The following is a 13,920-nucleotide window of genomic DNA, read 5'->3' on the forward strand; positions in this document are numbered from 1 at the left end:
TATGTTAAATTCAAGAGATGAAAACTATGATATTGTTGTGATTGGTGGCGGAGCTGTTGGAAGTGGAATATGTCTTGATGCAACACTTAGAGGTTATAAAGTTTTACTTTTAGAAAAAAATGATTTTGGAAGTGGAGCTAGTTCTAAAAGTTCAAAATTAGTTCATGGTGGAGTTAGGTATCTTGAAAAGGCAATCAAAGAGTTTGATAAATCTCAATACAATTTAGTAAAAGAAGCTTTAAAAGAAAGGGCTATTTTTCTAAAAAATAGTTCAAATATATCAAAAAAATTAAAAATAAATATTCCATGTTACTCTTATTTTAGTTTAATTAAAAATTATATTGGTTTGTTTATTTATAAATTGATTTCATCTAAAAATAGTTTAGGTAATAACACTTTTTTGAATAAAGTTATTAGTAGTTACTATTTTTCAAATTTGAGAAAAAAGAGTTTAAAAGCATGTATTTCATTTTATGATGGAACTTTTTTAGATTTTAGAATGATAATCTCACTTTTACAATCAGCTTTTGAAAATGGTGCAATTGTTAAAAATTATTGTGAAGTTAGAAATTTTTTATATGATGAAAATCATAATATTTCAGGTGTGAAGTATTTTGATAAAGTAAAAAATAAAGAGTTTGAAATTAAATCAAAAGTTGTAATAAATGCAACAGGTGCAAATGTTGATAATATGAGATTTTTAGATAATGAAATTGAAAAAGTTTTGACTTTAAGTAGTGGAATTCACATTGTAGTTTCAAAGGATTTTTTATCTTCAAATGAAGCAATTTTGATACCAAATACAAGTGATAATAGAGTTGTTTTTGTATTACCATTTTTAGAACATTGTTTAATAGGAACAACAGATAATAAAACTTTTTATGAGGAAAATTCAAAAGTAAAAGAGGAAGAAATAGATTATTTATTAAAAGAGGTAAATAATTATTTTGAAAAAACTTTAACAAAAGAGGATATTTTATCTTCATGGAGTGGAATTCGACCACTTGTGAAAAGTGATAAATTAAAAACAGAACAAATAAATAGAGAACATTCAATTTTTAGTTCAAAAAGTGGTTTAGTTTCAATTTGCGGTGGGAAGTGGACTACATATAGAAAAATGGCAAATGATATGATGGATTATTTGATAAAACAAAATAAAATTGAAAAGAAAGAACTGTGTAAAACAAAAAAATATAAACTTGTAGGAAATAAGCAAAAGAAAAATATTTTAGAAAAATTACTCTCTTTTTATCCAATTTCAAAAGAGACAAAAAAGTCTTTAATTTTACTTTATGGAGATAATTCAACAAAGATTTTAGCCCTTGCAGATGAAAATAAAGATTATGATTTATTAGATGAAAGATTTCCTTATTTAAAAAAAGAGATAGAGTATTGTATAAAAAATGAGTTCATCCAAAAGCCAATAGATTATTTGGCAAGAAGAATAGGGCTTTGTTTTATAGATAAAAAATCTTCTTTAGAACTTGTTGATATTGTTTGTGAAGAAATGGCAAAAATTTTAAAATGGGATATTGAAAAAAAAGAAATAGAAAAAAATGAAGCAAAAGAGTTTATTCAAAACTATTTTTGATAATTAACAGTAAATTAACAGCTCTTTGTAATACTTTCGTAAATTTTTTAATACAAGGTAAAATTTATGAATAGAATTATTTCTCTATCACTTGTAACAACTGCTGTTTTATTTGCAAGTGAAACTAATACATTAGAAACTATCAGTGTAGTTGAAACTGCAAATTCAACAATTGTAAAAGATGTAAGTTCAGAAGAGATTAAAAGTGCAGATTTAGCTGAAGCTCTAATGAAAAATGTTCCATCAATTTCAATTGTAAGAAGAAGTGGAATTGCAAATGATATTATTTTAAGAGGGCAAAAAAAAGACAATATAAATATTTTACTTGATGATGCAAAAATATATGGAGCTTGTCCAAATAGAATGGACCCTGCAACTTCTCACGTTTTATCAAACAACATTCAAAGTGTAAAAGTTATTGAAGGGCCTTATGATGTAGAGAACTTTGGAACTTTAAGTGGTTTAGTAAAAGTTGAAACAAAAGAACCTACAAAAGATGTTCATGGAGAAATTAACTTAAATGCAGGTAGTTTCGGATATAGAAAAGCAAGTGCTACTGTAAGTGGTGGAACTGATAGATTTAAACTTTTAGTTTCAACTTCAACTGAAGAGGGTGACCAATATAAAGATGGAAATGGAGATAATTTCTTAGAACAACAAGTAAATAAAGGTATGCCAGCAATCAACAGATATTCAAGAGATAACTTAGATGCTTTTGAGAAAAAAACACTTTTAACAAAAGGTCAATTTAACATAAATGATGACCAAGAAATAAAACTTTCATATACAGCAAATAGAAGTGATAATGTTTTATATCCAAATACGCCAATGGATGCAGATTATGATGATTCAAATATTTATACAGTTGGATACACTGCAAGAAATTTAGGAGATTTTTCTAAGCAATTAGATTTAGACTATTATTACTCAAATGTTGATCATCCAATGAGTACAAAACTTAGAAACAGTGGTATATCAAATTATATGACAGCAAAATATAAAACTTCTATTTGGGGAAGTAAAATCAAAAATAGTGTAGAAGTTGCTGATAGTTTATTAACAGTTGGTTTAGATACAAGTGTTAGAAATTGGAGAGGAGAAATGTATAGAACTAATGTATCAACAGGTGCTGTTGATATGAATTCTATTCCTTTAGCTTCTACTGATACAACAAATAAAGCAATTTTTTCAAAAATTGAAAAATCATTTGGAAACTTAGATTTAGAAATGGGTGCTAGATATGATTATACAGATGTTGATTCAATTGATAGTACAAAAACTGACAAAAAATACACTGGACTAAATGCAAATATATTTGGTATTTATAATGTTGATAAAGATATGAAATATTTTGCAGGTGTTGGTAAATCTTCAAGAGTTCCTGATGCAAGAGAACTTTATGATACAACAGCTGGAAATTCAAATTTAAAAGAAACAAAAAATTATGAAGTTGATTTAGGATTTGATAAAACTATTAATAACTTTAATATTAGACCGAAACTATTTTATTCTGTGTTAAAAGATTATATTTATAATACTGGTACTTTTGAAAATATTGATGCAAAAATTTATGGTTTAGATATAAGTGGATTATATGTAATAACTGATAATTTCTCTTTAGATTATGGAATGGCTTATCAAAGAGGTAAAAAAGATGAAGATGTTGCAGATAAAGATTTAGCAGAAATTCCACCATTAAAAGCTAATTTAGCATTAAATTATGAAATGGATAAATCAAAATATACTGCAGAAATCTTAGCTGTTGACTCATGGGACAGTTTTGATAGTAGTGCAAAAGAACAAGAATTAGGTGGTTATGCTGTCGTTAACTTAAAATATACAAACCAACTACATAAAAATATTGGTTTAACACTTGGATTAGATAATGTGTTCGATAAAGTATATGCTTCAACAAATACTTATCAAGATATTAGATATGTTGAAACGGGTGGCTCTCCAATATTATTTAATGACCCAGGAAGATATGGATATGTAAATTTAAAATATAGCTTTTAAAAAGCTATATTTTTTTATATTTTAATCAAAATCCATTCTAGCTTGAGTTTGTCCTGTTGTTCCAAATTCATGGTCAATTTGAGTTGCAATTGCTTTAAAATCAACTCCTTGAATCTCTTTTAAACCTTTTAAAATCTCTTTTTTCCCACCAATTAACTCTTTTGATTTTATTCCATGAGAGATTGATAAACTAGCTTCTACAAATGCTGATAATTTATCACATTGTTTTAAAGCAAGACCATCTATTGCTTCGTATTTATCAATATTATATTTTGAAATATCTTCAACTTCTTCAATTTTTCCATTATGTTTGATTTTGTTTGTAAACTCTTCTTTAATTCCATTATAAAGACCTAAAATGTAAGAGAATTCTTCGTGTAATGATTCAGGAATATTTGGCAAAATATCATCTTCAATTTTTTCAATTTCATATTCAGCAATTATTTCTGATAACTCATCAACACAATATTTCACAGGAGTTATAATATCCCTTGTAAGAGCTTCTGGTAAATCATGGAAAAGTGCTGTAAAAAAGTTGTTTTGTAATCTTTTATCACAAGCGTTTACTTCTAGTGAGAAAAAATATCCAAAAATTGCAACCGTTAACATATGTCCTAAAACTGATGTTTCAGGAATTCTTGGAGTTTGTGCCCATCTTTTTTGAAATCTTAATCTTCCACTTAAATCTACAATTTTTCCAAGTTTTTTATTTAGAGCAATTTTTCGAACGCCAATTAACTCATAATAATCTTCAAGTTCTTCATCAACACTTTTCTTTACATCTTCAATATCATTTAAAAATTGACTTGTTTGGTAAACGATTGAAAATTCCCATTTTGTTGCAAGATATGAAGCCGCTTTTAAAATAAATCTCTCTTTTTTATACATTTCAGGATTATTTAAAAACTCTTCAAATTTTTGTAGAAAAGTTCCATTGTCTATTGATTCTAATGATGGAGCTAGTTTTGAGATTACCCAACTATTAATCTCTTTTGATTTTTTTTGTAAAGCTTTTCTAAAAACATCAGGTCTTATATCTGTTACAACTACACGTCTTAAAAACTCAAAAATTCCAGCTTCAATTAGATGTGTAAAATTTATATCTTTTTCAAGTTTTGCTATAAAATAAGCAATTATAAATTTATGAGCTTGTTTATCAAGCTCTACAAGTTCAACCATTCTTGGATAGTCATTCCATCTTTGAATAGATGCACTTGAAAAAATATAATCAATAATTCTTGGATTTATCAAATTAGTCCTTATTTATCTTTTTTTGAATCATCAAAAAACATCATTTTTTTACCGATTAGCATCAAAGATACAACAATAAACATCATTAAATAAACTTGCCAATCACTCAAAATTTTAACCTCTACAATTTCCCATTTTTCCTAATGCATTGATTTTTTCAACTCTTCCTGCATGTCTTCCACCTTCAAATTCAGCTTTATCCCACGCTTTAACAATTGCTTCAATCATTCCATGACCAGAAACCCGTTCACCTAAACAGATAACATTTGCATCATTGTGTTTTCTAGCCATTCTAGCACTATATTCGTTGTGACAAAGTGCTGCTCTTATTCCATCAAATTTATTTGCAGCCATGCTCATTCCAAGTCCTGAACCACAAATTAATATTCCCATAGTTCCTTCATTTTCAAGAACTTTTTTACAAACTTTTGATGCATAATCAGGATAATCAACCCTGTCTTTACTATAAGGTCCCAAATCTTCAACTTGGTGACCTCTCTCTTCAAAAAGTTCTTTCACATAAGATTTTATGTCTATTCCTGCATGATCTGCTGCAATGTAATATTTCATCTTAATAGATTCCTTTTTCATGATTAATTTCTATTTTTTCTTTATCCATATTTTCTTCAATAGATTTTACGCTTTTTAAAACTCTATCCCATCTGATTTCATAATTTTCATCCCAAGAAAAATATACAAACCAAGGTGTTCCTACAATATCTTTATAAGGAACAGTTCCCCAAAATCTTGAATCATTTGAATGGTCTCTATTATCACCCATCATAAATGTTTCATCTTCAGGAACAATTATTGGCATCATATTAAATAATTCGCTTGGATTTAATCCATTATTTACAACTGTTGGGTCATTATGAATTCCAGGATGATCTTTTTTATATGGATCAACTACCCAAAGTTTATCTTCTACTTCGATAATATTTTCTTTTGGATAATTTGCTTTAACAAATTCATTTCCCTCTTTTGGATGTAATAAAAGATGTTTATCTTTTATTGCAATCATATCTCCACCAGTTGCAACAGCTCTTTTTACATAATGGATAGTTTCATTTTTTGGATATCTAAAAACTACGATATCTCCACGTTTTGGTCTTGGACCTTCGATTAAATGACCATTGTTATTAAAATCAGGTAAAACTTTTATTTCAAGCCAAGGAATTCTAGGTGTTGGAATTCCATATGCAAATTTTTTTACAAATAACATATCTCCAATTAATAGAGTGTTTTTCATACTTCCACTTGGAATTACAAATGCTTGAGCAATAAAAAATATAATAGTAAGTACAATTACTACTGTTCCAGTCCAAGAAGAAGACCAATTATATATTTTTTTTATCATTTATTTAGTTTCTCTTTTTTCTCTTAACTTTGCAGCTTTAATTGTATTTTTTAATAACATTGCAATAGTCATAGGTCCAACACCACCTGGAACAGGAGTTATGTGTGAACATTTGTTTTTTAAACCTTCAAAATCAGCATCTCCAACTAATTTTCCAGTATCAAGTCTATTTATACCAACATCAATTACGATTGCACCATCTTTTACCATATCTTCTTTTAATAAATATGGAACACCAACAGCAATAACAACAATATCAGCTGCAAGTGTATGAGCTTTTAAATCTTTAGTTCTACTATTACAAACTGTAACTGTTGCTTTTGCATTGATTAAAAGTGAAGCCATTGGTTTTCCAACAATATCACTACTTCCAATAACTACAACATTTTTACCACTTAATTCAATACCATACTCTTCAAACATTCTCATAACACCAAAAGGAGTTGCTGGTAAAAATGCATCAAGATTTGAAACCATTCTTCCTACGTTGTATGGATGGAAACCATCAACATCTTTTAAAGGATTAATTGCTTCAAGAACAATTGTTGTATCTATATGTTTAGGAAGTGGTAATTGAACTAAAATACCATCAAGTTTTGGGTTTTCATTCATTCTTGCGATAGTTTCAAGTAATTCATCTTGAGTAATTGTTTCAGGCATTTCATGGACAACAGAATAAATGCCAGCATTTTTACAAGATTTTGCTTTACTTGCTACATATGTTGCACTTGCTGGATCATTTCCAACTAAAATTACTGCAAGTCCTGGAGTTATTTGTTTCTCTTCTACAAGTTGAGCAACTTCAACTTTAACTTCTTCTTTTATTTTTTCAGATAATGCTTTTCCATCTAATAATATCATTGGATTTAACCTTATATATTTGTTTTAATTGAGGCAATTATGTTATCTAAAATTCTATTAATAAAAGTTAAATAAATTTTTAATAAAAACTTAACCTAATATTTAGTTAGCTTTGAATATAATCCCGACTCAAATTAAAATTAAACACAAAGGATCGTTATGTTAGAGGGTATCATTAGAGATAGTATGACAAAACAAGCTACTAAAACTTTAAGAAGAGAAGGATATTTAATTGCAAATATCTATGGTAAAGGTTTAGAAAACATTTCAGCGGCATTCAAAAAAAATGAATTTATCAAATTTTTAAGAAATAAAGAAACATTAGCATTTGATGTAAATCTTTCTGGAAACATCGTAAAAGTTGTAGTTCAAGAATATCAAAAATGTCCATTAACTTCTGAGTTATTACATGTTGATTTAATGGTTGCACAACCAGGTGTTAAAACTTCATATAAAATTCCAGTTAAAACTACAGGAATTGCAAAAGGTCTTAAAAATAAAGGTCTTTTAATGATTCATACTAAAAGAGTACCTGTTAAATGTACACTTGAAAACTTACCAAATAACATTACTTTAGATGTAACAAATTTAGATACAGGTGATAATATCTTAATTAGAGATTTAACTTTACCTGAAACTTTAGAGTGTTTCTTAGATCCAAGAGTACCAGTTGTTGGTGTAATTAAAGCTAAATAATTAATATTTATGTATTTAATAGTAGGTCTTGGTAACATTGGTGAAAAATATCAATTAACAAGACATAATATAGGTTTTTTAGTTATCGATGAGATGACTAAAAATCTATCAACTTCAAATGTGAATAACACAAACTTTCAATCAACACTTTTAAAATCAGGTTACAATCTTTTTGCGAAACCAACAACATATATGAATAATTCTGGTGTTGCCGTTCATGCTATAAAAGAGTATTATAAAATCGATTTAGAAAATATTATAGTAATTCATGATGATTTAGATTTACCATTTGGAACAGTAAAGTTTAAAATAGGTGGTGGTCATGGCGGACATAATGGTCTTAGATCTTTAGATTCTCATATTGGAAAAGATTACATACGTGTAAGAATTGGAATAGGGAAACCAGCTGATAAAGGTGATGTTGCAAATTATGTATTAAGTAACTTTTCAAAAGAAGAGTTAAATAAATTGCAAGATATAATACCTCACACTATAAAAGCGATTGAAGCACTTAAAACTGAAGAAATCGATTTAGTAAAATCAAAATTTTCATTGAAGTAGATATGAGCATACTAACAAAATTTATTCTAAAGAAATATATATTTAATTTTTTTATTGTTTTAATATCATTAGAACTATTTTTTGTAGGAATAGATTATTTACAAAATTTCAAAAATATACCAGAATCTGCAAATTTACAATTACTTTATATTTTATATAATAGTTTTTTTACTTTAACACTTGCTTTACCATTATCAATAGTTTTTGGTTGGGTAATTACTTTGGTGATTTTTATTAAAAACAATGAATTTGTTGCCTTTAATGCACTTGGTGCTACACGAAATGAGATATTTATGCCAATAATTTTTATATCTACATTTTTATTAATCTCTTTAATTGCTTTACAAATGACACCTTTAGCATATTCTTATGAACAAAAAAGAAAAATTTTAAATAATGAATATTTTACAAGTACAAAAAGTGATATTTTTTTAAAATATAATGATTATTATGTATATTTTAAAAAGTTATTACCATTAGAAAAAAAAGCTGAAAATATTCATATTTTCAAAGTAAATAATAGTGATGTTGTTGAGACTATTATTGGTGAGAAAGCATATTTCCAAAATAATAAATGGTATGTTGTAGATGTTAAAATTATAAATAAACCAGAAAATATTAATGTTGATAATTCAAAATTAGATATTAGATATGAAAAATTTTTGCATACACTTGATGGCTTTAAACCTAAAATTTTAGATAATGTTTATGAAAGTAAAACAGATTTTTCTATTTTTGATGCAGTTTCAGCTCTGATTTTATTAAAAGAACAAGGAATAAATACTCAAAAAATTAGAGGAGTGATTTATAATCAAATTATTATTCCATTTTTTGTACTTCCGATGATATTATTAGTGTATGCATACGCTTCTTTAAATAGTAGATTTTTTAATTTAGGTAAATTTACGTCCCTTTCAATTTTTGGAACACTTATTGTTTGGGGATTTTTCTTTATGTTATTTAAACTAACAAGTTCTGGTAGTATAGTTCCAGAATTCTCTTTACTTTTACCAATGTTGATTTGGTTAATTCTTTCAACATACATTTACAATAAAAAAATAAATTCATAATAAAGGCTTAAAAAATAATGAAACCTCATGTAAAAGCTTATGGCTTAGTGCCTTATACTGTAAAAGATGATGTTATAAAAATACTTCTTTGTCGTTCTGTTGCAAGTAAAGATAAATGGGGATGTTTAAAAGGAACAAAAAATAAAAATGAAACTGCATATGAATGTGCTAAAAGAGAGTTTTTAGAAGAGAGTTCAATAAACGTTGATATAGCTTTATTTGAAGACTATTTTGAACAAATAAATATTGATAAAGATATTGGTATTTGGTTGGTTAATAGTAAAAATATTGAAGATTTAGATAAGTATTTTACTAATGATACTTTAAAAAATAATTACTTATCTTGGGAAAATTCTAAAGTAAAATTCTTTTCTTTAGATAATCTTCCACGAATTAAAAATAAACAAGTTGATTTAATAAATGAAATCAAGGATTTTTTGAAAAGTAAGAATCTACACCATTAGCAATTCCATTTGCTAATAGTTGTTGATAAGATTTATCATACAATCTTCTACTCTCTTCTTTGTGAGAAATATATCCTAACTCTACTAAAATTGATGGCATTTGAGCTCCAACAAGAACCCAAAATGGTCCTTCTCTAACTCCTGAGTCATTTGTATCTTTATATTTTGTTCTAGCTGCCTGTAATAATCCTGCTTGAACATCAATTGCAAACTTATGTGAAGCTGTGATTCTTGGACGATTTAAAGACTCTAAAAATACATCTTTTGAAGAGTCACTCATCTCTCTTATATCAGATTTATTTTCAAGTGCTGCTACACGTTTTGCTCTTTCACTTCTTGCAGGACTTAAGAAAAATGTTTCTATTCCTGAAACTTCATTTGCTCTTTCTTTTGGAACAGCATTTGTGTGAATTGAAATAAATAAATCAGCTTTTTTCTCATTTGCAAGGATAGTTCTATCCATAACTTTAATAAATGTATCACTATTTCTTGTAAGATAAACTGTATAACCTCTTTGTTTTAAAATAGAAGCTAAATATTTAGATACATTAAGATTAACAACTTTTTCATATCTTTTATTTGGTCCAACAGCACCAACATCATCCGCTCCATGTCCAGCATCTATTACAATAATTTTATTAATAGTTCTTTTTGGAGTATTTTGTTGACTAATTGCATCTGAAGTTGCTTCAGCCGAAATAATCAATTCTCTTTTATTTAAAGTGTAATTAACTTTTGATTTTGATTTATTAATTAATCTAATTCTTACAGAATTATTCCCATTTGCTGTTGTAATAATTTTGTCAATTCCATCAATCTCGAGTTTTGTTGGGTCAATATATTTATATTTTCCTGTTATATCAAATATATTTTCATAATTTCCATTTTGTTTTAAAGTTCTAAATTTAACATTATTTTTGAAATAGTTTTTATTAAATTTAACAATAATTTTATTGTTTTCACTAGAAATAGACCTAATTGAATTTTCTGAGTCAATATACTCTTTATTAGTTGGTTCTTCTTCTTTATCAGTAGGTGTAGTCACAACTTTTTCAACTTCTTTATTAATTACAGGTTCATTTTTTTCTATATTAGAAGGCAGATTATTAATCTTAATTATAATTTGTCTTTTACTCATACTATATGAGAATTCTAAATTTTTCGAATTAGATAAAACAATTCTTAATACATTTGGTTTAAATTGCCCTAAAGTAATATTATCAACTCCCTTAATAGATAATTTTGTTGGAATTGCATCTTTAAAATAACCATTAATATCAAATATACTCTTATAAACAGAAGCTTGGTTTAATCTAAAAAATTTGATGTCATTTTTAGTAATATCAACATTAAAATCAATAACAATAGTATTATTTAAAGTTGAAACAGATTTTATCGAGTAGATAATATTTGAAGATGAACTACTTTTTTCAGTCTCTGTATTTTCTGTATTTTTTATTGAAGTAGAATTAGTTGTTTTTGCAACATTTTCATTTTGTTTAGATAAAAGTATTTCTAACTTTTTTCTATCAGGTCTTGTATCTTTATTTAGTTTTTCACCTAATTCTATCACTTTTTTAAGTTCATCAATTTTTAGCTGCTCATCTTTTTTGAGAGCAGCTTTTAAAAACTCTATTTTTGCAGATCTGTATTGTTGTTCTAAAACATCAACACTTACGTTTGCAAATAATATATTAAATGAAAAAATTAGAATAAAAAAGTTTTTAAAAATTTCTATTCTCCAATTGTTAATTTTTGCATTAATTCTTTTACAGAGATGATTTTATCTATTTTATAACCATTTGAACCAGAGAAGAATAAACCTGTCTCAACATCACCTTTATATGCTGCACCTAATCTATCTGCAATACAATATCCAACAAGTTTAGCCTCATGTCCTCTATTGCAAGGAGCAACACAGTTAGAAATACATTGAACTTTTGGTGCTGTATGATTTTCTATTGAAAACTGTAAATTTGTTCTTACACCACGTGCAGGAAGGCCAACAGGAGATTTCATTAGTTGAATATCTTCAGCTTTTGCATTTAATAAAACATCTTTAAATTTAGCATCTGCATCACATTCAAAAGTACCAATAAATCTAGTAGCCATTTGAACACCAGCACATCCCATTGCTAAAAATTTATCAATGTCTTTTTTATCCCAAATCCCACCAGCTGCAATAATTGGAATATCTCCCCAATTTTTTGCTTCTTCAATAACAGGAGGAACAATATTTTCTAATTGGAACTCTTCTTTATAACAATCTTCATATTTGAATCCTTGGTGTCCACCACTTAAAGGACCTTCAACAATAACTGCATCAGGAATTTTGTTATATCTTTGCCATTTCTTACAAATAAGTTTTAAAGCTCTTGCACTTGAAACAATTGGAACTAATGCAACATCTGGAAAATCTTTTGTAAATTCAGGCATATTTGTAGGAATTCCAGCTCCTGTGATTATAATATTAGCACCTGCTTTACAAGCATCTATTACAACTCTTCCATAATCGTTTATTGCATATAAAACGTTACAAGCAAGTGGAGCATCTCCACATATTTTTCTTGCATTTACAAATATCTCTTTTAATGCATCTTCACTATAAAAATTTAAAACATCTTTTGGTTTATCTTTTTTTGTAATGATATGAACATTTTCACTTAAATTTTTATAATAACCAGTTCCAACAGCAGAGATTACTCCAAGACCACCTTCTAAACTTACGTTTCCAGCTAATTGATCCCAACTAATACCTACACCCATTCCACCTTGGATAATTGGATGTTTTATTTCATACTTTCCTATTTTCAAAATTAGCCTTTCTATTTTATTACTATCTTAGCGAAACTTTTTTTACCTTTTTGTAAAATGTATTCACCTTTTTCTAAATTTAACTTATCGTCACTTATTTTTTCCTGATTTATTGATACAGCATTTGCTTTTATATCACGTCTAGCTTGAGAAGTTGAGTCAACTAACTTTGCATCAACTAAAGCTTGACAAATCCAAACTGGAGCTTCAAAAGTAAATTCAGGCATATCAGTTGGAATATCTTTTTTTGCAAAAACTTTTTCAAACTCTTCTTTTGCTTTTTCTCCAAAACCAATACCATGGAATCTATCTACAATTTCCATTGCAAGTTCTTCTTTTACTTTTTTAGGATGTTTTGAACCATTTTCAACACCTTCTTTTAAAGCGTTAATTTCAACTAATGATTTAGCTGATAATAATTCATAATATCTCCACATTAGTTCATCAGAAATTGATAAAACTTTTCCAAACATATCAAATGGCTCATCAGTAACACCAATATAATTTCCTAATGATTTTGACATTTTTTGAACTCCATCAAGACCTTCAAGAATTGGCATCATTAAAACTGCTTGTTGTTTTTTACAGTTATAAGCTTTTTGTAGAGTTCTTCCCATTAAAAGATTGAATTTTTGGTCAGTTCCACCAAGTTCAATATCAGTGTTCATTGCAACTGAATCATAACCTTGAAGTAAAGGGTACATAAATTCACTTACAGCAATTGGAGTATTAGAAGCATATCTTTTTGAAAAATCATCTCTTTCTAACATTCTTGCTACTGTTAAATTTGAAGCTAATGCAATTAATCCACCAGTTCCTAACTCTTTTAACCAAGTACTATTAAACATAACTTCTGTTTTTTCAGGATTTAATATTTTAAATACTTGTTCTTTATAAGTTTCAGCATTTTGTAAAACTTGCTCACTACTTAAAACTTTTCTTGTTTCACTTTTTCCTGTTGGATCACCAATTGTTGCTGTAAAGTCTCCAATTAAGAACTGTACAATTCCTCCAAATTTTTGGAAAGTTGCAAGTTTTTGGATTAATACAGTATGTCCTAAATGTAAATCAGGAGCTGTTGGATCAAATCCAGCTTTTACATAAAAATTTTCACCTGTTTCAAAATATTTTTTTATTAATTTTTCAATTGCTTCTATATCGATAATTTCAGCAATTCCTCTTTTTATCTCATTTAACGCTTCTTGAACTCTATTTTCCATTAATTTTTTAACCCTTTAA

Annotated in this window: 13 protein-coding genes; 6 read left to right on the plus strand and 7 right to left on the minus strand. The window is 27.3% G+C overall.

What is annotated here, in order from left to right; genetic code table 11:
• Position 1: 1 nt before the first annotated feature.
• Both AELL_RS04055 and AELL_RS04060 read left to right on the plus strand, forming a co-directional pair.
• Positions 2-1,591, plus strand: coding sequence for a glycerol-3-phosphate dehydrogenase/oxidase (locus tag AELL_RS04055; protein ID WP_118916720.1), 1,590 nt, complete (start codon positions 2-4; stop codon positions 1,589-1,591).
• A 66-nt stretch (positions 1,592-1,657) separates the two neighbouring features.
• Entirely contained in the window at positions 1,658-3,607 is a 1,950-nt protein-coding gene (locus AELL_RS04060) for a TonB-dependent receptor plug domain-containing protein (RefSeq protein WP_118916721.1), read from the plus strand.
• Positions 3,608-3,628: 21 nt separating this feature from the next.
• Here AELL_RS04060 and AELL_RS04065 read toward each other — a convergent pair whose 3' ends face one another.
• The 4 genes from AELL_RS04065 to folD form a co-directional block, all read right to left on the minus strand.
• A complete protein-coding gene (locus tag AELL_RS04065; protein WP_118916722.1) occupies positions 3,629-4,858 on the minus strand; it encodes an HD domain-containing protein in 1,230 nt (409 codons plus the stop codon).
• A 114-nt stretch (positions 4,859-4,972) separates the two neighbouring features.
• Positions 4,973-5,428, minus strand: a complete 456-nt coding sequence (gene rpiB, locus AELL_RS04070; RefSeq protein WP_118916723.1) for a ribose 5-phosphate isomerase B — start codon at positions 5,426-5,428, stop codon at positions 4,973-4,975.
• Between the two features lies 1 nt (position 5,429).
• On the minus strand, positions 5,430-6,215 hold the full coding sequence (gene lepB / locus AELL_RS04075) for a signal peptidase I (RefSeq protein WP_118916724.1): 786 nt from the start codon (positions 6,213-6,215) through the stop codon (positions 5,430-5,432).
• A complete protein-coding gene (gene folD / locus AELL_RS04080) occupies positions 6,216-7,076 on the minus strand; it encodes a bifunctional methylenetetrahydrofolate dehydrogenase/methenyltetrahydrofolate cyclohydrolase FolD (RefSeq protein ID WP_118916725.1) in 861 nt (286 codons plus the stop codon).
• Between the two features lie 159 nt (positions 7,077-7,235).
• Here folD and AELL_RS04085 point away from each other — a divergent pair, with 159 nt between their 5' ends.
• The 4 genes from AELL_RS04085 to AELL_RS04100 are packed head-to-tail and all read left to right on the plus strand — an operon-like array spanning position 7,236 to position 9,867.
• On the plus strand, positions 7,236-7,772 hold the full coding sequence (locus AELL_RS04085) for a 50S ribosomal protein L25/general stress protein Ctc (protein ID WP_118916726.1): 537 nt from the start codon (positions 7,236-7,238) through the stop codon (positions 7,770-7,772).
• 9 nt (positions 7,773-7,781) lie between these two features.
• The gene (gene pth / locus AELL_RS04090; protein WP_118916727.1) at positions 7,782-8,333 is read left to right on the plus strand and encodes an aminoacyl-tRNA hydrolase; all 552 of its coding nucleotides are present in this window, start codon (positions 7,782-7,784) and stop codon (positions 8,331-8,333) included.
• Positions 8,334-8,335: 2 nt separating this feature from the next.
• On the plus strand, positions 8,336-9,403 hold the full coding sequence (locus AELL_RS04095; protein WP_118916728.1) for an LptF/LptG family permease: 1,068 nt from the start codon (positions 8,336-8,338) through the stop codon (positions 9,401-9,403).
• A 17-nt stretch (positions 9,404-9,420) separates the two neighbouring features.
• A complete protein-coding gene (locus AELL_RS04100; protein WP_118916729.1) occupies positions 9,421-9,867 on the plus strand; it encodes an NUDIX domain-containing protein in 447 nt (148 codons plus the stop codon).
• Here AELL_RS04100 and AELL_RS04105 read toward each other — a convergent pair.
• The 3 genes from AELL_RS04105 to tyrS all read right to left on the minus strand — a co-directional run bounded on the left by AELL_RS04105 (position 9,830) and on the right by tyrS (position 13,901).
• Positions 9,830-11,440 carry an N-acetylmuramoyl-L-alanine amidase family protein gene (locus tag AELL_RS04105; protein ID WP_226806014.1) on the minus strand — a complete coding sequence of 537 codons (1,611 nt, stop codon included), beginning with the start codon at positions 11,438-11,440 and terminating at the stop codon, positions 9,830-9,832. The two genes, AELL_RS04100 and AELL_RS04105, sit on opposite strands and share 38 nt — an antisense overlap.
• A gap of 161 nt (positions 11,441-11,601) precedes the next feature.
• Complete coding sequence (locus tag AELL_RS04110; protein WP_118916730.1) at positions 11,602-12,681, minus strand: nitronate monooxygenase; 1,080 nt, start codon at positions 12,679-12,681, stop codon at positions 11,602-11,604.
• Positions 12,682-12,692: 11 nt separating this feature from the next.
• The gene (gene tyrS / locus AELL_RS04115; protein ID WP_118916731.1) at positions 12,693-13,901 is read right to left on the minus strand and encodes a tyrosine--tRNA ligase; all 1,209 of its coding nucleotides are present in this window, start codon (positions 13,899-13,901) and stop codon (positions 12,693-12,695) included.
• Positions 13,902-13,920: the final 19 nt, after the last annotated feature.

Source organism: Arcobacter ellisii (assembly GCF_003544915.1).
GTDB classification, from domain to species: Bacteria; Campylobacterota; Campylobacteria; order Campylobacterales; family Arcobacteraceae; genus Aliarcobacter; species Aliarcobacter ellisii.